Origin of the sequence: Dietzia sp. UCD-THP (assembly GCF_000349585.1) — a bacterium.
Taxonomy (GTDB): domain Bacteria; phylum Actinomycetota; class Actinomycetes; order Mycobacteriales; family Mycobacteriaceae; genus Dietzia; species Dietzia natronolimnaea_A.
Map to the genome: position 1 here is coordinate 314,239 of NZ_KB714650.1, position 18,012 is coordinate 332,250.

Annotated in this window: 18 protein-coding genes and 3 tRNA genes; 9 read left to right on the top strand and 12 right to left on the bottom strand. The window is 70.4% G+C overall.

Going from position 1 to position 18,012, the window contains the following annotated elements:
• Positions 1 to 41: 41 nt before the first annotated feature.
• Positions 42 to 836: an enoyl-CoA hydratase-related protein gene (locus tag H483_RS29985; protein WP_017837005.1), complete on the top strand. Its 795-nt coding sequence runs from the start codon at positions 42 to 44 to the stop codon at positions 834 to 836.
• Between the two features lie 36 nt (positions 837 to 872).
• Here H483_RS29985 and H483_RS29990 read toward each other — a convergent pair whose 3' ends face one another.
• The 3 genes from H483_RS29990 to thiL are packed head-to-tail and all read right to left on the bottom strand — an operon-like array spanning position 873 to position 3,105.
• A complete protein-coding gene (locus H483_RS29990) occupies positions 873 to 1,583 on the bottom strand; it encodes a uracil-DNA glycosylase (protein ID WP_017837006.1) in 711 nt (236 codons plus the stop codon).
• Between the two features lie 4 nt (positions 1,584 to 1,587).
• Entirely contained in the window at positions 1,588 to 2,109 is a 522-nt protein-coding gene (locus tag H483_RS29995) for a gamma carbonic anhydrase family protein (protein ID WP_017837007.1), read from the bottom strand.
• A gap of 9 nt (positions 2,110 to 2,118) precedes the next feature.
• The gene (gene thiL, locus H483_RS30000) at positions 2,119 to 3,105 is read right to left on the bottom strand and encodes a thiamine-phosphate kinase (RefSeq protein WP_031264901.1); all 987 of its coding nucleotides are present in this window, start codon (positions 3,103 to 3,105) and stop codon (positions 2,119 to 2,121) included.
• Positions 3,106 to 3,216: 111 nt separating this feature from the next.
• Here thiL and H483_RS30005 point away from each other — a divergent pair, with 111 nt between their 5' ends.
• Positions 3,217 to 3,855, top strand: coding sequence for a DUF3515 domain-containing protein (locus H483_RS30005; protein WP_017837009.1), 639 nt, complete (start codon positions 3,217 to 3,219; stop codon positions 3,853 to 3,855).
• A gap of 20 nt (positions 3,856 to 3,875) precedes the next feature.
• On the opposite strand, the gene H483_RS30010 is transcribed toward H483_RS30005, so the two are convergent.
• Together H483_RS30010 and H483_RS30015 are read right to left on the bottom strand one after the other, a co-directional pair.
• Positions 3,876 to 4,982, bottom strand: a complete 1,107-nt coding sequence (locus H483_RS30010) for a D-alanine--D-alanine ligase family protein (RefSeq protein ID WP_017837010.1) — start codon at positions 4,980 to 4,982, stop codon at positions 3,876 to 3,878.
• Positions 4,983 to 4,992: 10 nt separating this feature from the next.
• On the bottom strand, positions 4,993 to 5,991 hold the full coding sequence (locus H483_RS30015) for an NAD(P)H-dependent glycerol-3-phosphate dehydrogenase (RefSeq protein WP_017837011.1): 999 nt from the start codon (positions 5,989 to 5,991) through the stop codon (positions 4,993 to 4,995).
• 108 nt (positions 5,992 to 6,099) lie between these two features.
• On the opposite strand from H483_RS30015, the gene cofC reads away from it, so the two are divergent.
• Genes cofC through H483_RS30030 form a run of 3 tightly spaced genes read left to right on the top strand, consistent with a single transcriptional unit; the run spans position 6,100 to position 9,829 of the window.
• Complete coding sequence (gene cofC / locus H483_RS30020) at positions 6,100 to 6,822, top strand: 2-phospho-L-lactate guanylyltransferase (protein WP_017837012.1); 723 nt, start codon at positions 6,100 to 6,102, stop codon at positions 6,820 to 6,822.
• Positions 6,819 to 8,915 carry an RNA degradosome polyphosphate kinase gene (locus tag H483_RS30025; RefSeq protein ID WP_017837013.1) on the top strand — a complete coding sequence of 699 codons (2,097 nt, stop codon included), beginning with the start codon at positions 6,819 to 6,821 and terminating at the stop codon, positions 8,913 to 8,915. Before cofC ends, H483_RS30025 begins: the two co-directional genes overlap by 4 nt.
• Positions 8,912 to 9,829, top strand: a complete 918-nt coding sequence (locus H483_RS30030; RefSeq protein WP_017837014.1) for an NUDIX hydrolase — start codon at positions 8,912 to 8,914, stop codon at positions 9,827 to 9,829. Before H483_RS30025 ends, H483_RS30030 begins: the two co-directional genes overlap by 4 nt.
• Positions 9,830 to 9,838: 9 nt before the next feature.
• On the opposite strand, the gene H483_RS30035 is transcribed toward H483_RS30030, so the two are convergent.
• The 3 genes from H483_RS30035 to leuC all read right to left on the bottom strand — a co-directional run bounded on the left by H483_RS30035 (position 9,839) and on the right by leuC (position 12,416).
• Positions 9,839 to 10,219 carry an HU family DNA-binding protein gene (locus tag H483_RS30035; RefSeq protein WP_031264902.1) on the bottom strand — a complete coding sequence of 127 codons (381 nt, stop codon included), beginning with the start codon at positions 10,217 to 10,219 and terminating at the stop codon, positions 9,839 to 9,841.
• A 119-nt stretch (positions 10,220 to 10,338) separates the two neighbouring features.
• Positions 10,339 to 10,944 carry a 3-isopropylmalate dehydratase small subunit gene (gene leuD / locus H483_RS30040; protein ID WP_031264903.1) on the bottom strand — a complete coding sequence of 202 codons (606 nt, stop codon included), beginning with the start codon at positions 10,942 to 10,944 and terminating at the stop codon, positions 10,339 to 10,341.
• 5 nt (positions 10,945 to 10,949) lie between these two features.
• Entirely contained in the window at positions 10,950 to 12,416 is a 1,467-nt protein-coding gene (gene leuC / locus H483_RS30045; protein ID WP_017837016.1) for a 3-isopropylmalate dehydratase large subunit, read from the bottom strand.
• Between the two features lie 70 nt (positions 12,417 to 12,486).
• Here leuC and H483_RS30050 point away from each other — a divergent pair, with 70 nt between their 5' ends.
• Entirely contained in the window at positions 12,487 to 13,188 is a 702-nt protein-coding gene (locus H483_RS30050) for an IclR family transcriptional regulator (protein WP_031264904.1), read from the top strand.
• Between the two features lie 28 nt (positions 13,189 to 13,216).
• On the opposite strand, the gene H483_RS39225 is transcribed toward H483_RS30050, so the two are convergent.
• Positions 13,217 to 14,065, bottom strand: coding sequence for an ABC transporter substrate-binding protein (locus tag H483_RS39225; protein WP_017837018.1), 849 nt, complete (start codon positions 14,063 to 14,065; stop codon positions 13,217 to 13,219).
• Positions 14,066 to 14,144: 79 nt separating this feature from the next.
• Positions 14,145 to 14,217: transfer RNA gene (locus H483_RS30060), tRNA-Glu, on the bottom strand.
• Positions 14,218 to 14,330: 113 nt separating this feature from the next.
• On the opposite strand from H483_RS30060, the gene H483_RS30065 reads away from it, so the two are divergent.
• The 3 genes from H483_RS30065 (at position 14,331) to H483_RS30075 (ending at position 17,695) form a co-directional block, all read left to right on the top strand.
• Entirely contained in the window at positions 14,331 to 15,053 is a 723-nt protein-coding gene (locus tag H483_RS30065; RefSeq protein WP_017837019.1) for a TetR/AcrR family transcriptional regulator, read from the top strand.
• Complete coding sequence (locus H483_RS30070; RefSeq protein WP_017837020.1) at positions 15,050 to 16,627, top strand: MDR family MFS transporter; 1,578 nt, start codon at positions 15,050 to 15,052, stop codon at positions 16,625 to 16,627. The genes H483_RS30065 and H483_RS30070 overlap by 4 nt, the downstream gene beginning before the upstream one ends.
• A gap of 129 nt (positions 16,628 to 16,756) precedes the next feature.
• Entirely contained in the window at positions 16,757 to 17,695 is a 939-nt protein-coding gene (locus H483_RS30075; RefSeq protein WP_017837021.1) for an acyl-CoA thioesterase, read from the top strand.
• Positions 17,696 to 17,777: 82 nt separating this feature from the next.
• Here the strand turns inward: H483_RS30075 and H483_RS30080 are convergent.
• Positions 17,778 to 17,850, bottom strand: a tRNA-Glu gene (locus H483_RS30080).
• Positions 17,851 to 17,904: 54 nt separating this feature from the next.
• Positions 17,905 to 17,976: transfer RNA gene (locus tag H483_RS30085), tRNA-Gln, on the bottom strand.
• Between the last annotated feature and the right edge of the window lie 36 nt (positions 17,977 to 18,012).

Consider the following 18,012-nt stretch of genomic DNA (forward strand, 5'->3'; position numbering starts at 1 on the left):
CGAACAGGCCGAGACGACCCGTACCCCTTTCTGGAGACCAGATGACCCCTGACCTGACCGCCACTCCCCTCGTCACTCTCGAGGACGGCGTCCTCACCATCCCGGTCTCCCTCGAGGGCAGGGGGAACTCTCTGGACTCCGATGCCGTCACCCAGGCGGGTGCCGCGCTGACCGCCCTTCTGGCGGGCGAGATCGAGGCCGGTGCCATCCTCCTGGTGGGGCTGGGCAAGAACTTCTGTGCGGGCGGCAACGTGCCCGGATTCGCCGCGGCCGAGGATCGCTCGGAGCACGTCCGGGAGCTGGCCGACCGCTTGCACGCGGTGGTCCGACAACTCGAGGAGGCGCCCGTGCCGGTGGTGGCCGCGGTGGCCGGGTGGGCGGCGGGTGCGGGACTCTCTCTCGCCCTGGCCGCCGACTTCTCCGTCGGGGGCCCGGACACCCGCCTGCTCGCGGCCTACCCGGGCATCGGCCTGTCCCCGGACGGTGGCATGTCGTGGCGTCTGCCCCGGGCGATCGGGCCGGCAGCGGCCCGGGCGTTCATCCTCGGCAACGAGCCCGTCGACGGGGCGCGGGCCCACGCCATCGGACTGCTCACCACCTTCACGGAGGAGGACGTCCCCACCACTGCTCGCGACCTGGCCGTCCGCCTCGCGTCCGGCCCGCGGGCCTCGTACGCCGCTACCAAAGAGCTGCTGCGCCGGTCCGGCGAGAGAACCCTCGCCGAGCAGCTCGACGCGGAACGGGACTCCATCGCGGCGCTGGCGGTGTCACCCGACGGGATCGAGGGCGTGGACGCGTTCGTCGCCAAGCGCGCCCCGCGCTTCGGTGGGGCCTGAGCGCGCCCCGCGCTTCGGTGGAGTCTGAGCGCGCCCCTACGTCTGCTCCGGCAGGTCCGGCAGCCGCCAGTCGACGGGGTCCACACCGAGCCGGCCCAGCTCCTCGTTCGCGCGGCTGAACGGGCGGGACCCGAAGAACCCCCGCGAGGCCGACAGCGGCGAGGGGTGCGCGGAGGCGATGACCGGTGTGTCCCCGAGCATCGGCGCGAGGGACTGTGCCTGGCGCCCCCAGAGGATCGCGACCATCGGTCGGTCGCGTTCCGTCAGCGCCTCGATCGCCCGCCCGGTGACCTCCTCCCATCCTTTGCGCTGGTGGGAGGCGGGCTGCCCGGGCGCCACGGTGAGCACCCGGTTGAGCAGGAGTACGCCGCTGCGCGTCCAGGCACTCAGGTCACCGTGTGCGGGGGCCGGCAGTGCGAGGTCGTCGGTGTACTCGCGGTAGATGTTGACCAGACTCCGCGGCAGGGGGCGGACGTGCCCGTCCACGGCGAAGCTCAGGCCGACGGCGTGGCCGGGGGTCGGATAGGGGTCCTGACCCACGATCAGCACGCGGACGTCGTCGAACGGCTGGGTGAACGCGCGCAGGATCCGCTCGCCGGTGGGGAGGTGACCACGGCCCGCGGAATCCTCCTCGCGCAGGAAGTCGCCCATCCGCCGGATACGGTCCTCGACCGGCTCCAACGCGCGCGCCCAGCCCGGGTCGACGAGCTCGCCCAGCGGGCGCCGGCCCGCGTCGCCCCCGACCACCCGGTCAGTCGATCCGTCGGAGCTCGGAGCGGTACCGTATCGCGTTGTCGTGGTACTTCTGCGTGTTCCCGTCGAGCATCGCCGGGTCCACCTCGTACCCCTCGCGGATTCTCGCCGGTGCCCCCATCGCCATGCGTGCGGGGGGGAGCTCGAACCGGGGCGGGATCAGGCACCCGGCGGCGACGACCGCCCCGGCACCGATCACGGCGCCGTTGAGCACGATCGACCCGGAGGAGACGAGAGCACCGTCCCCGATCGTCGCTCCCTCGATGTGCGCGTTGTGGCCCACGATGCAGTGCTCTCCGAACACCGTCGGTTCCGACTCGGTGCAGTGGACGATCGTGCCGTCCTGGATGTTGGTCATCGCGCCGACCTCGATGCGCCCGTAGTCTCCGCGGAGGACGGCGGTCGGCCACACCGACACGCCCGGTCCCAGGCGGACGCGGCCGATCACCACGGCGTCGGGGTGCACCCAGGCGTCGGGAGCGATGTCGGGTTCGAGGTCTCCGAGTGCGTAGACAGCCATGCGGGCAGCCTAGTTCGCACCGTGCGCGGAGTCCCAGCCCCCCGGGGTGCGCGGGCGGCCGTCCAGGAAGACGGCCCCGGGGTCCCCCTCGCGGATCGTCCCGATCACGGTGAAGCCCGGGGGCACGGTCGTCCCGGGAGGGAAGGTGCCCAGCAGGCCGTGGTCCTCCCCGCCGTCGAGAATCCAGTCCACGATCTGCGCCTCGGAATCGCGCAGCCCCAGTGCCGCGGCGGCCTCGCCCAGCCGGGGATCGACGGGGAGCGCCTCGACGACGAGGTCCACGGCCACCCCGGAGGCGCGCGCCATCCCGGACAGGTCCCGCAAAAGGCCGTCGCTGACGTCGGTGAGCGCGCTGGCGCCGGCGAGCCTGGCCGCCTTCCCGGAGCCGATCGGGAGCTCGGGAACCCGGTGGGCCTGTTGCAGGGTGCCGTCGTGGTGGCCGGCCAGCAGGAGTGCCAACCCCGCGGCGGACCGCCCCGGCGCACCGGTGAGCGCCACCCGGTCGCCGGGGGCGGCGCCGTCGATCCGCAGGGGGCGCGCGCCGTCCGGGAGAGTGCCCATCGCGGTGACCCCGACGACGATGAGGGTCGCGCTGGTGAGATCGCCGCCCACCACCACCGCACCGGACCGCGCGGCCTCACCGTGGATTCCTTCGGCCAGCTCACCGATCTGGTCCATGGTCGTCCGGCCGGGTACCGCCAGGGCCACGAGGACGCGGGAGCAGTCGGCGCCCATGGCCAGGACGTCGGAGACGTTCTGTGCGACGGCGCGGCGGCCGATGTCCCTCCATGTGGTCAGGTCCAGACGGAAGTGGGTGCCCTCGACCAGCATGTCGGTCGTCACCACGGTCGCCGCGGCGGGACCGAGTACCGCGGCGTCGTCCCCGTTGCCCACGGGATCGCCCGAACCGGCCTGACCCGGCCTGCTCAACACTTCCAGGACCGCGGCTTCCCCGGCCTCCGCCACGGTCGGTGGCCGGTCGCTGGCAGCGCTCATCGGTGTCCTCGGTGGTCAGGCGCCGGGAGACCCGGCGGGTGTCTGTAGCGTTGCCGACAGGCTAGCGGCCGCGACCCGGGCGGCCGATCGTAGGAGAGAGGACGCCTCGAGGTGGACACGACGGACACGAACTCGGGTGATCGGCACGACGCGGGTTCGTCCGGACCCGCGGCAGCGCAGGACCCGGCACCCCACGACGGCCACCGGCCACCGGTCTCGACCGTCGTCGTGATCGCGGCGGTCCTCATCCCGTTAGTGCTGTTCGCGGTGGTCCTGGTCCTGGTACGCAACGTCAGCGACGAGGCGGCCGAGACCGCCGCGAGCGAGCCCGTCACCGCCGTGAGCATACCGGCCCCCGGGGCCGAATCCGAGGAGTGCCTGTCGTTGCTGGAGTCGCTTCCGGACTCCCTGGGGGAGGCGAACCGGGTCCCGTTCGTCGAGCCCGCGCCGCCGGGCGCGGCCGCGTACCGGTTGCCCGACGCCGAGACCGTCGTCGTCCGCTGCGGTCTGCCCGCACCGCCGACGTTCACGGTCGGGGTGTCTCTCCAGGAGGTCAACGGTGTGCAGTGGTTCAACGAACCGGATCCGGACCCGGCCGTGACCTCATCCACCTGGGTGGCCGTGGACCGGCCCGAGTACATCGCGGTCACGCTCCCCGCGGCCGGCGGCACGGGACCGATCCAGGACCTGTCGGACGCGCTCTCCGCCGGACTCGAGGCCGTCGAACCGCGGCCCGCGCCGATCAGCTGACCCGCACGGTCAGCACTCTGTCAACACCGGGCCAGCGCGGTCCGCACGAGGGTGTCGAGCAGGGTCCGGTAGTCGACTCCGGAGGCCGCCCACATCTGTGGGTACATCGATATCGGGGTGAATCCCGGCATGGTGTTGACCTCGTTGATCACCGGCCCGTGGTCGGTGACGAAGAAGTCGACGCGGCTCAACCCGCGGGCGTCGAGGGCGTGGAACGCCTCGACGGCCAGGGCCCGCAGGCGATCGGTCTCCGCGGCGGGCAGCCGCGCGGGCAGGTCGAACGTGCAGACGTCGTCGAGGTACTTGGTGTCGAAGTCGTAGAAGGAGTCGCCCTCGGTCTCGCCGTCCAGACCGGTCGGCTCCCCGGGGATGTGCAACTCGGCGGGCAGGCTAGCCTCCACGCGCCCGTCCGGATACTGCAGGACGCCGCATTCGACCTCGCGACCCACAATGGCCGCCTCGACGATCACCTTGGGGTCGAACCGGCGGGCCTCGGCGATGGCCGCCTCGAGTTCCTCGATGCGGGAGACCTTGGTGATCCCGATGGACGACCCACCGCGGGCGGGCTTGACGAACAACGGCAGCCCGAGCCGGTCCAACTCCGACTCCGGCACCGTCCCGGACCCCGGACGCAACACCACCTGCTCGCCGATCGGCAGTCCGGCCGCGCCCAACACCACCTTGGTGAACTCCTTGTCCATGCCGGCCGCGCTGGCGAACACCCCCGGGCCCACGTAGGGGACGCCCGAGAGCTCCAACAGCCCCTGGACGGTGCCGTCCTCCGCATGGGTGCCGTGCATGACGGGGAACACCACGTCCACCCGGGCCACCTCTTCGCCGGCACGCTCGCCGTCCGCGAACCGCAGGACCCCGCGGTCGTCGGCGGACAGGCCGAGTGCCACCCGGGGTCGTCCCGGGTCGACCTCCGGCAGGACACGGTCGATGATCCGCAACCCCGAGACGTCGTCGGGACCCAGGGTCCACGTCCCCGATCCGGTGATCCCGACCGGGACCACCTCGTACACGGCTCGGTCGAGGTGTGTCATGACGGCACCGGCGGACACGCAGCTCACGGAGTGCTCCGAGCTACGCCCGCCGTACAGGACGGCAACGGTGATGCGATTCACCGGGCCGAGGCTACTCGGGCTTGGTGCTGCGTCTCATGAGGCGCACCGCCACCTCGACGGCGTCACCCCCCTCGTGGCAGATCTCGTGGACGGCCTCGGTCAGGGGCATCTCGACCCCGACCTGCCGGGAGAGCGCACGGATCGACGTACAGGACTTGACCCCCTCCGCGACCTGGCCGTTTGTGGCCTCCTGTGCCTGCTCCAGGGTCTCGCCCCTGCCCAGTCGCTCTCCGAAGGTGCGGTTGCGCGACAGCGGCGAGGTGCAGGTGGCGACCATGTCGCCGAGCCCCGCGAGGCCTGCGAAGGTCATCTGGTTGGCGCCGAGCGCCACCCCCAGCCTCGTCGACTCCGCCAATCCGCGCGTGACCAACGACGCCATGGTGTTGTCGCCCAGGCCCATGCCGGAGGCGATCCCGCACACGAGCGCGATGACGTTCTTGGTGGAACCACCGATCTCGCAGCCCACCACATCGGAGTTCGTATACGGCCGGAAGTAGGGGGTGGCGAACGCGTCCTGCAGCCGGGCGGCCCGGTCGGCGTCCGTACAAGCGATGACGGTCGCCGCGGGCTGTCCCTCGGCGACCTCCCGCGCCAGGTTGGGTCCGGACAGCGCGGCGATCCTGTCCTCCGTCAATCCCGTCACCTCTGCGACGACCTCGCTGATACGCATCAGCGTCCCCGTCTCGATACCCTTCGCCAGGGAGATGACCCCGGCGTCCGGCTCGAGGAGGCCGACCCACGTCTCGAGGTTGCCCCTCAGGCTCTGGGACGGAACGGCCAGGACGACCTCGTGGGAGCCCGCGAGGACCTCGGCGGGGTCCGTCGAGGCGGTCACCGTCGCGGGCAGGACGATGCCCGGCAGGTACTTCTCGTTACAGTGCCGCTCGTTGATCCCCTGGGCCACCTCGTCACGGCGCGCCCACATCACGACCTCCGACCCCGCGTCCGCGAGGACCTTCCCGACGGCGGTCCCCCACGACCCCGCACCCATCACCGCGACCCGCGCCATTTCGCCTCCTGGCTCGTCGTTCACCACCGGGGCCCTCGCCGGTGGATCGTGAGCAAACGCTACCCGGCCCGGCGCGCTCGCGAGGGTCTGCTGGCAGGATGGCGGTCGATGAGTACGGTGTCGGGTCACGGGGCGACTGACGGCGGGTGGACGATAGTCGTCCCCGTCAAGGCCCTCGACCGCGCCAAGAGCCGTCTCGCCCGCGCTCTGCCCGCGTCCGACCGCCGCGAGCTGGCGCTGGCCATGGCCTCGGACGTCCTGAGAACCTGCGTCGCGACCCCCGGTGTCTCACGGGTGCGAGTGGTGACCTCGGATCCGGACGTGGCGGCACTCGCGCGCCTGCTCCCGGTCGAGATCGTCGCCGAGCCGCCCGGCACCGCGGGGATGACGGGGGACGACCCGCTCAACGCTGCGCTGACCGGGGCGATCCGCGGTGTGCCCGGGCCGGTCGGCGTGGTGACCGCCGACCTGCCCGAGCTCGGCACCAGCCAACTCGCCCGGGTCCTGTCGGCCGCCTCCGGGCACCCGCATTCGATCGTCCCCGACCATCACGGCGCCGGGACGACCATGGCCTTCTGGACGGGCCCGGTCGAGGAGCGACGGCCTCGTTTCGGGCCCGGGTCGGCGGCTCGCCACGTCTCCGACGGCGGCGCGGTGGCGCTCGACGGTGCCGACCCGTCGGGCGCATCCGGTCGCGACGTCGACACCCCCGAGGACGTCCTGGCGCTGACCGGTCGAACGGTGGGTGCGGCCACCGCCGCCGTCATCCGGACCCCCTCGGCACGTCAACGTCCTCACGCCGCGGGTGTATCAGCCACAATGGTCCGGTGACCGCAGACGATCCCGTGCTCGAGCAACTCCCCCGACCCCGTGACCGCTACCTCAACCGAGAACTCAGCTGGCTCGACTTCAATGCCCGGGTGTTGGCCCTGGCGGGCGAGAACGACCTGCCGCTACTCGAGAGGGCCAAGTTCCTCGCGATCTTCGCATCGAATCTCGACGAGTTCTACATGGTGCGGGTGGCCGGCCTTAAGCGCCGCGACAAGACGGGTCTGTCGGTCAGGTCCGCCGACGGTCAGACGCCTGCCGAGCAGCTCGGCCGCATCAGTGTCCGCACACGAGAACTCTGCGACGAGCAGACCCGGTTGTTCCACGACGAGATCAGGCCGGAGCTCGAGGAGCACGGGATCCGGATCCTGCCCTGGGGCGAGCTCACCGCCGACGAGCGGTTCTCCCTGGCGGAGCTGTTCAGGAACTCGATCTTCCCCGTCCTCACGCCGCTCGCCGTCGACCCGGCGCACCCCTTCCCCTACATCTCCGGACTCAGCCTCAACCTCGCGGTGATCATCCGCGACATCGGTTCGGGGCAGGAGCACTTCGCCCGGGTCAAGATCCCCCACAACGTGCCCCGGTTCGTCAGGGTCGACCGGGGTGTCGAGGACGAGTACTCGTTCGTGCCCGCCGAGGAGATCATCGCGGCCCACCTCGGCGACCTGTTCCAGGGCATGGAGGTGGTCGAGCACCACGTCTTCCGCGTGACCCGCAACGCGGACATGGAGGTCGAGGAGGACCGTGACGAGGACCTGCTGCAGGCGCTCGAGCGCGAGCTCGCCCGCCGCCGCTTCGGCTCCGCCGTGCGGCTGGAGATCGCCGAGGACATGACGCCGCGGATGCTCCGGATCCTCCAGCACGAACTCGACGTGGACTCCGAGGACGTGATCCGGTTCTCGGGACTGCTCGATCTGACGGGGCTGTGGCAGATCCACGGCCTGGACATGCCCGACCTCAAGGATCCGGCGATGGTCCCCGCCACCCCCCCGGCATTCGGTGAGCGTGAGACCGCCCGGAACATCTTCGCGTCCCTCCAGGAGGGCGACGTCCTCGTCGAGCACCCGTATGACTCGTTCGCGACCACCGTCCAGCGGTTCATCGAACAGGCTGCTGCGGACGAGAACGTGCTGGCGATCAAACAGACCCTGTACCGGACCTCCGGCGACTCCCCCATCGTCAACGCTCTCGTCGACGCCGCGGCGGCTGGCAAGCAGGTCGTCGCACTGGTGGAGATCAAGGCCCGCTTCGACGAGCAGAACAACATCCGCTGGGCGCGAGAGCTCGAACAGGCCGGTGTCCACGTGGTGTACGGCCTGCTGGGACTCAAGACACACTGCAAGACCTGCCTGGTGGTCCGGAAGGAGGGCGACCGGCTACAGCGTTACGCCCACATCGGCACCGGGAACTACAACCCCAAGACGGCCCGCCTGTACGAGGACGTGGGGTTGTTCACCGCGGACGAGGAGGTCGTGTCCGATCTGACGGACCTGTTCAACCACCTCACCGGGTTCTCCAACGTCTCCAAGTACCGACGACTGCTCGTGGCCCCCGAGGGGATCCGCTCGGGGATCATCGAGCGGATCGACCGCGAGATCGGCTTCGCGGCCGAGGGTCGCGAGGCGGGGATCCGGCTCAAGGCCAACGCGCTGGTCGACGAGCAGATCATCGACGCCCTCTACCGGGCCTCGCAGGCGGGCGTGCAGGTCGACATCGTGGTCCGCGGGATCTGTGCCCTGCGCGCCGGTGTCCCCGGGCTCAGCGAGAACATCCACGTCCGCTCGATCCTCGGACGCTTCCTCGAGCACTCGCGGATCCTCAACTTCCGCGGGGCGGACGAGGTGCTCATCGGCAGCGCCGACATGATGCACCGGAACCTCGACCGCCGGGTCGAGGTGATGACCACCGTCACCGACCCCCGGCTCAAGGGTCAGATCCACCGCATCTTCGACTCCGCTCTGGATCCGGCCACCCGCAGCTTCCACCTGCGTCCAGACGCCTCGTGGGCGCGGATGCCCGCCCCCGGGGACCGGTCCGACTCGGTCGACCACCAGGAGCGCATGGCCTCCGTCCACGCGGGGTTCCGGGACCGATGAGCAGGAAGTCGAACGGAGGCAACCGCGTCAGGGTGGTCCCCGCTGCGGGAGCCGTCCTCTACCGCATGAACGGCGGGGAGGCCCGCTGTGCCGTGGTCCACCGTCCCCGGTACGACGACTGGTCGCTGCCCAAGGGCAAGGTCGATCCCGGCGAGTCACTTCCGGTCACCGCGGTGCGGGAGATCGAGGAGGAGACGGGCCACACCGCCGTCCTCGAATCGAGGATCGGGACCACCGCATACCCCCTCAAGGAGAACACCAGGAAAGAGGTCACCTACTGGTCCGCTCGCGCGACCGGGGGTGACTTCGAGCCGAACTCCGAGGTCGACGAGATCCGGTGGCTTCCGGTGGACGAGGCCAAGGATGTGGTCTCGTACGGCCTGGACCGGAAGATCCTCGGCCGCTTCGCCGCGGCCCGGCCGGTGGACTCGGTGCTCCTGCTGGTCCGACACGCCAAGGCGGGGAGCCGCTCCGAGTGGAGTGGGGACGATTCCGCGCGTCCGCTCGACAAGACCGGACGAACCCAGGCCGAGCTCCTGGCACCGATGCTCAGGGCGTTCGGTGTCCGGAGGCTACACAGTGCTCCCCGGGTGCGGTGCGAGCAGACGGTGGGCCCCCTCGCCGATGAGCTGGGGGTCGAGGTCCGCCTCGAGCCGGCTCTGAGCGACGAGGCCTACCTCGACGACCCCGTCGCCGCCCGCACCAGAGTGATCGAGATCGCCGACGGCGACGGGGTCGCGGCGGTGAGCTCACAGGGGACGGCCATCCCCGGGCTGATCGGGGACCTGTCCCGGCAGGCCGGGCTCGACGTGGCGGACACCTCCACCAAGAAGTCCGGGACGTGGGGGCTGGGGTTCGCGGACGGGCGGCTAACGTTCGCCGACTACTATCCGAGCCCGCTCCCCGCGAGGTGAGGCGGCTGCTCAGCCGACCTTGTCGCGGCGGTTCACGCCGTTCTTGCCGACTCCGCCGAAGGACTGGTGCGAGCTGGTGCGCTTCGCCGCGAGGCGGCCCTCGGGGAGCGTCTCGGAGCCCTGGACGACGGACTTGAAGTACTGACCGGGCCGGAACGCCGGTGAGTAGGTGGGCGGCACCGGAATGGATTCACCGGTGTGCGGATTGCGCGCGACCCTGGCCGCACGCGCGCGCTTCTCGAAGATGCCGAATCCCATGATGGTGATCGACTCACCCGCCGCTACCGCCCGCACGATGATGTCGAGAGTGTTCTCCAACGCCTCTGTGGCGAGCTGGTGGTCTCCGTCCATACGTTCCGCCAGCTCGGCGATCAGATCGGCCTTGTTCACGGGTGTCCCCCTAGAGGTGAGTACGCCGACGCGGCAGAGCACCGCGCCACATAAAGATAAGCATACTCACACGTTGCTGGCTCGGGGGCCGTTCCGGACGGGCCGACGCGATCCGCCGGTCACCCCCGGTCGGGCACGGTGGTGACCGGCTTGAACGACGGTCGACGCTCCTCGAACGCGGCGATCGCCTCCGCTTTCCGGAGCGTGAGACCGATGTCGTCCAGCCCCTCCATGAGACGCCACCGGGTGTAGTCGTCGATCTCGAACGGGACGGTCAGGTCGCCCGCGGTCACGGTCCTGGACCCGAGGTCCACGGTCAGCTCGATCCCCGGACGCTCGTCCATTATCTTCCACAAGAGATCGACGTTCTGCTGTTCGACCTGTGCGGCCACCAGACCGGACTTGCCCGAGTTGCCCCGGAAGATGTCGGCGAACCGCGAGGAGATGACCACGCGGAAACCGAAGTCCTTCAGGGCCCACACCGCGTGCTCGCGGGACGAGCCGGTGCCGAAGTCCGGGCCCGCGACGAGCACGGACGCCCGGTCGTACGGAGCGCGGTTGAGGACGAAGTCGGGTTCGCCTCCTCGCCAGGACGAGAAGAGCCCGTCCTCGAACCCGGTGCGTGTGACGCGCTTGAGGTACTCGGCCGGGATGATCTGGTCGGTGTCCACATTGGACCGGTGCAGCGGGGCCCCGATGCCGGTGTGGGTGGTGATCGGCTCCATGTGGATCATGCCCCCTTCGCGGGCTCGAGATCTGCGGGCGAGGCCAGCCGCCCGACGACGGCGGTGGCCGCGGCGACCGCCGGGCTGACGAGATGGGTCCGGCCGCCCTTGCCCTGACGACCCTCGAAGTTGCGGTTGGAGGTCGAGGCGCAGCGCTGACCCGGCTCCAGCGAGTCCGGGTTCATCCCGAGACACATCGAGCAGCCCGGTTGACGCCATTCGGCGCCGAACGCGGTGAACACCTCGTCCAGGCCCTCCTGCTCCGCCAACTGACGCACCTGCATCGATCCCGGGACGACCAGCATCCGTACGCCGTCGGCGACCTCGCGGCCGTCGATGATCTCCGCCACCGTCCTGAGGTCCTCGATGCGTCCGTTGGTGCACGACCCCACGAAGACCACGTCCACTGCGATCTCACGCAGGGGTGTCCCGGCCTCCAGATCCATGTACTCGAGCGCACCCTCGGCGGCGACCCGGTCGCTCTCGTCCCCGAAGGACTCCGGATGCGGGACGGCGGACCCGAGGGGCGCCCCTTGACCGGGGTTGGTCCCCCAGGTGACGAACGGGGTGAGGGCCGAGCCGTCGATCACCACCTCGGTGTCGAACACCGCGTCGTCGTCGGTCTTCAGACCGTTCCAGTAGTCGACCGCGGCGTCCCACTCGTCGCCCGCCGGGGCGTGGGGGCGCCCTTGGAGGTAGTCGTAGGTCGTCTGGTCCGGGGCGATCATCCCGGCCCGGGCGCCGGCCTCGATGCTCATGTTGCAGATGGTCATCCGCGCCTCCATCGACAGCTTCTCGATGGCCTCCCCGCGGTACTCGATGATGTGCCCCTGCCCCCCACCGGTCCCGATCTGGGCGATCACCGCGAGGATGAGATCCTTGGCCGAGACCCCCGGCTGCAGTTCGCCGGTGACGGTGACGGCCATGGTCCGGAACGGCCGAAGCGAGAGCGTCTGGGTGGCCATGACGTGCTCGACCTCGGACGTCCCGATACCCATCGCGATGGAGCCGAAGGCACCGTGCGTGGAGGTGTGGGAGTCGCCGCACACGACCGTCATGCCGGGCTGGGTCAGTCCGAGCTGGGGCCCGATGATGTGGACGATGCCCTGCCCCGGATCACCCATCGGGTACGCCCGGACGCCGAACTCCTCGCAGTTGGTGCGCAGCGTCTCGATCTGGGTGCGCGAGACGCGGTCGGCGATGAGGTCGACGGCGCCGCCGACGAGGTCGGTCGGGACGTTGTGGTCCTCTGTCGCGAGGGTGAGGTCCGGGCGACGCAGACCGCGGCCCGCCAGTCGCAACCCGTCGAAGGCCTGAGGGCTGGTGACCTCGTGGATGAGGTGGAGATCGATGTAGATGAGGTCCGGTTGCCGGGCTTCGCCCTCCCCCTCGCCCCTGACCACCACGTGGTCGTCCCACACCTTCTCCGCCAGGGTTCGGCCCCGGGCGCCTCCGGACGGTGTCACACTCATCACGCCTCCAGTACCCGCCCCGGGTGACGAACCGATGGATTCTCACCATGTAGGACGCTATAGTCGAACTGTGAGACAGTATAGCGGGATCGGAGTCCTCGACAAAGCCATGACGGTGCTCCACGCGGTGGCCGAGCAACCGTGTGTCCTCGCCGACCTCTGCGAGCGCACCGGACTCCCCCGGGCCACCGCCCATCGGCTCGCGGTGGGCCTCGAGATCCACCAGCTCCTGTCCCGGAACGACGCCGGGGTGTGGAGCCTCGGCCCCGGGCTGGCGAAACTCGCCTCCCACGCCGCCGACTCCCTGGCGGAAGCGGCGTCCAGCGTTCTCCCGCGCCTGCGCGAGGCGACGGAGGAGAGCGTCCAGGTGTACCGCCGCGACGGCGACCGGAGGATCTGCGTGGCCTCGGCCGAGCCCCCCACCGGCCTGCGGGACACCGTCCCCGTGGGGGCCATCCTGCCCATGAGCAGGGGGTCGGGAGCGAAGGTCCTGGCCGCGTGGGCCGACCCCACCACCCAGCGCGCCCTCCTGGCGGACGCCACCTACACCGAGCGGCAGCTGGCCGAGGTACGGCGACGCGGGTGGGCTCAGTCCATCGCCGAGCGAGAGGCCGGTGTCGCCTCCATCTCGGCTCCGATCAGGGACTCGGCGGGCAGCGTCGTGGCCGCGATCTCCGTCTCGGGCCCGGTGGACCGCATCGGTCGACGCCCCGGGGTGCGCTGGGCGGCCGACCTCCTGGCCGCCGCGGAGGCGATCCACAAGCGGTTGTAGGCCCGTGCGCCCAGGTCGCCCCGACCACCTAGGCCGGCCGCCGGCCCTCGACCAGACGGCCGAGCGCCCACGGGAGGCTGCTCACGCTCGGTTGCCGGACCGCCGCCACGAGGTCGTCGTCGCGCGGATCCACCCTGACCACCTGGACGCCCGGTCGCCTGAGCTGTCGATACGGGACGGGCTCCCGGTGGGACACGATGTCGAATCCCAGCTCGCGTATCTCGTCTGCGAGCGGCGACCGTCCGTCGAGGGTGGCGACCGGGGTGTCGGGGCGCGCGCCGGTCCCGACGACGACGGCGAGCGCCTCCACTCCGAGCCGCCGCTGGCCTTCCGCCCACCCGTCCAGTGCCTCCTCGGCGGACGCGGCGGCCCGGTTCGGGTCGCGGTGGACGGCCTCGGCCACCAACTCGAGGTGCCGCCGCCAGCCCGGACGCCCGTCGGGGTCGGCGATGACCGTGGCGAGCTGTTCGTACCCTCTCAGCTGCGCCTCGGAGACGTCGGCCGCGGCGAGAGCGAAGGCGTCGGCCCCGAACGGCAGGAGGGAACGCAGACTCGGCAACCCCGGCCCGCCCCAGTCCGGCGCGGGCGGGGAGGGACGGTCCCGCCAGGGCCGGGGGCCCGTGCCGTCCACGGCCCAGGCCGCCTCCGGCTCCATCCCCAGCGCCACCAGGGCGTCCAGGTCCGCGGACGAGAGGGCGACGACACGCCGGACGGGCGGGTCGTCGGTCGGAGTGCGGACGGGACTCGGTGGGGCCAACGGGTCCCTCGATGTGGTGGCCGGGCTCGTCGTCCCGCCGTCCGGCCCGCAGGCGGTCAGGCACGCGAGCCCGAGCCCGGCGCCGAGGGCCACCCGGAGGACGTCGCGACGAGAGTTCACGGGGAGATCGTCTCACGCCCCGACAAACGCGACGTCCCGGCTCCTCGCTCTCGCGAGGAACCGGGACCTGTCGCTCATGTACCCCCGATGGGATTCGAACCCACGCTACCGCCGTGAGAGGGCGGCGTCCTAGGCCGCTAGACGACGGGGGCCTGGTACACGTCAACTCTAGCGACACCACCGGTCCACCACAAAATCACGACACCGACACCCGTGCACCAGGTGCAAATATGCACTCGGTGCACTTTCCATATAGACTGCTTCGGTGACCTCCCCCCCGGACCAGGACTCCCTGCGCGAGCGAAAGCGTCGAGCCACGCTGTTGGCCATCGAAGACGCCGCGACCTCCCTCGTCCTGGAGCACGGGTACGACTGCGTGACGGTGGATCAGATCTGCGCGGCGGCCCACGTCTCCAAGCGCACCTTCTTCAACTATGTCCCCTCGAAGGAAGCCGCCGTCATCGGTTCCCCGCCCCGGGACGTCCCCCCGACACCCCGCCGTGAGTTCCTCGACGCCGCCGACCCGGACGTGCCCGGGGCGCTCCTCCGGCTGTTCCTCGCGGCATTCGCCGCCGCGCGCATCGGGAACGACGCCCAGACCGCGCGACTCGCCCACCGTCGGGGCGCGATCTTCCGGGCCGAGCCCGACCTCGGGGTGGCCCGCGTGACCGCGTCCTCGCGCTTCCAGCTCCGCCTGGTGGACCTGGTGACCGAGCTCTTCGAACGCCAGCCGCATCTCCGCCGACTCGAGGGGGTCGCGGCGGAGGCCGAGGCACGCGCCTGCGTCGCCCTCGTGGCCGCATCGGCAAACCTGGGCCTGTCGAGCTGGCTGGCACGGGAGGCCGCGACCTTCGACGACCTCGACTCCGAGTGCGCCCTCGCCCTGCGACAGCTCGCACTCCTCGTCAGCTCACCCAACGACAGGGCGGGCACCGACACGGCGTCGGTACGGGCGACCTCTTCCGAGAAGACGGGATCCACGTCATGAGTGACACCAGCACCCTCGCGGCGGACGGTCACGAGACCGCCGAGCGCGCGCCGTCCCACAACGTGCCGCTGGTGTTCACCTCGCTCCTGCTCGGGATGCTCATCGTGTCCCTGGGGCAGATGATCTTCGCCACCGCGCTCCCCACGATCGTCGCGGACCTCGGCGGGGTCGACAAGATGAGCTGGGTCATCACCGTCTATCTCCTGACCATGACCATCGGGCTGCCCGTGTACGGCAAGCTCGGAGACCAGATCGGACGCAAACCGCTCTTCGTCGCCGCCATCCTGCTGTTCCTCGGTGGTTCCGTACTCGGAGCCCTCTCGTGGAGCATCGACGTCCTCATCGTCTCCCGGGCCATCCAGGGCCTGGGGGGCGGAGGCCTGATGGTGCTGTCCCAGGCCATCGTCGCCGACGTCGTCCCCGCCCGTCAGAGGGGTCGGTACATGGGAGTGATGGGGGCGGTGTTCGGGCTCTCGTCGATCCTCGGTCCGCTCCTGGGCGGGTTCTTCACCGAGGGCCCGGGCTGGCGCTGGGCACTGTGGTTCAACCTGCCGATCTGCCTGCTCACCCTCGCCGTCGCGGTTCTCTACCTGAGACTGCCCGCCCGCGGCACCGGCCGGAGCACCGACTGGCCGGGCACCGTGCTCATGGTCACGGGCACCACGGCGCTCATCCTCGTCTGCTCGTGGGCCGGCAACCGCTACTCCTGGACCGACCCGGTCATCCTCGGCCTCGCCGCCCTCTTCCTGGTCTGCGCGGCGGCGTTCGTGCGGGTCGAACTGCGGTCACCGCATCCCCTGATCCCGATGACCCTGTTCGCCGAGCGCAACTTCGCACTCTCGACGGCAGCGGGGCTCATCATCGGCATCGCCATGTTCGGCACCATCACCTACCTGCCCACCTACATCCAGATGGTCCACGGGCTCGGACCCACCCACGCCGGCCTCATGATGACCCCGATGATGGCGGGGATGATGGGGACCTCCATCATCGTGGGCAACATCGTGAGCCGTACCGGCCGGTACAAGTGGTACCCGGTCGTGGGCAGCATCATTATGGCCGTGGGACTGTTTCTCATCAGCACTCTCGAGGAGACGGACACCCTGCTCCACCTCGGCGTGGTCCTCTTCGTCTTCGGCTTCGGTCTCGGCCTGTGCATGCAGCTGCTCGTGCTGATCGTCCAGAACTCGTTTCCCGTGTCGATGGTCGGGACCGCCACGGCGTCCAACAACTTCTTCCGCCAGATCGGCGGGACCCTGGGATCGGCCATCGTGGGGTCGCTCTTCGTCAGTCGTCTGTCCGATCTCATGGGCGACCGCATCCCGGCCGCAGCGGCGGCGATGGGACCGGAGGGGGCTGAGATGGCCACGTCGTTCTCGAACGGCTCCGGAGCGGCCAACTCGATGAGTCCCGAGATCCTCGCCGGACTGCCCGGACCCCTCCACGACGCGATCGTGGGTTCCTACAACGACGCCCTGGTGCCGATCTTCCTCGTCGTGGTGCCCCTGCTGGTGGTCGCCACCGGACTGCTGCTGTTCATCCGCGAGGACCCGCTCAAGGAGACCGTTGACTGAGCGGGCCTGAGCGGGCCTGAGCGGGCCCGCTCCGCCCTCACCGCGTCGCCATCCCGGGGTGAGCACACCGACACGAGATCCACATCCGCCGCAACCGCACCGTTACGCGACGCCGATAGTTTTCCCGGCGTGCAGACTCCCCGAGAGACCGTCCTGAGATTCCTCGCCGCTCCGACCGACGTGGGCACCGGGAACCAGGTTCACACAGGCCGCATCCTCGAGTGGATCGACAAGGCCGCGTACGCCCAGGCGGCGGTGTGGTCGGGTGGGTATGCCGTCACCGCGTACGTGGGCAACGTCCGCTTCTCGCGGCCGATCGAGGCCGGGCAACTCGTCGAGGTGTCAGCGCGCCTCGTCCATACCGGGTCGAGTTCGATGCACATCCAGTGTGATGTCCGGGCCTGCGATCCCGTCGCGCTCGAGTACCGCCACTGCGCCGAGTGTCTGGTGGTCTTCATCGCCGTGCGCGAGGGCAGACCCACCCCAGTGCCGTCGTGGCGACCCGCCTCCCGGTTGGAGGTGCACGAGTCCGATGAAGCGGTGATGCGTATCGCGCTGCGCAGGGACATCGAGGACGCCATGGCACAGCAGCGCTACACCACCGAGGGGACCGCACCCCGGTCGACCCTGCGGTTCCTCGCGGCACCCGCTGACGTGAACTGGGGTGGCAACGTCCACGGTGGGCGGATCATGTCGTGGATCGACGACGCCGCGAACCTCTGCGCGACCCACTGGTCGGGCACCCCGTGTACGTCCGTGTACGCCGGCGGCGTGCGGTTCTACCACCCGGTGAGCATCGGCCACGTCGTGGAGGTCGAGGCCCGACTCCTGCACACCGGCCATGAGACCATGCACGTCTCCGTCCACGTCCGGTCCGGTGAGCCCACGTCGCCGGATCGGGTCCTGACGACCCATTGCCTGGCGGTGTGCGCAGCGCTGGGACCGGATCTCACCCCCACCCCGGTACCGCACTGGACCCCGAGGAGCGCGGAGGACCACGCCCTCGACGAGCACGCGCGGCACCTCATCCGGCTGCGGGGACGGGGACGGGTCGTCGGGGCCGCATGAGCGGCGGCCACCGCGGGCGACACGGGAAAGGCCATGACGAGAAGAACACCCGGAGCATGAGCGCTCCGGGTGTTCTCGTGTGTACCCCCGATGGGATTCGAACCCACGCTACCGCCGTGAGAGGGCGGCGTCCTAGGCCGCTAGACGACGGGGGCTCAGGACGCGGTTCCGCTGAAGGAACCGCTGCAGTGAGCGCTGTGCGCGCTCAGCTGGCCTACCAGGACTCGAACCTAGAACGACGGTACCAGAAACCGCTGTGTTGCCAATTACACCATAGGCCACTGTATTCACTTGTCCGCCCGTGCGGGGCGACCTCG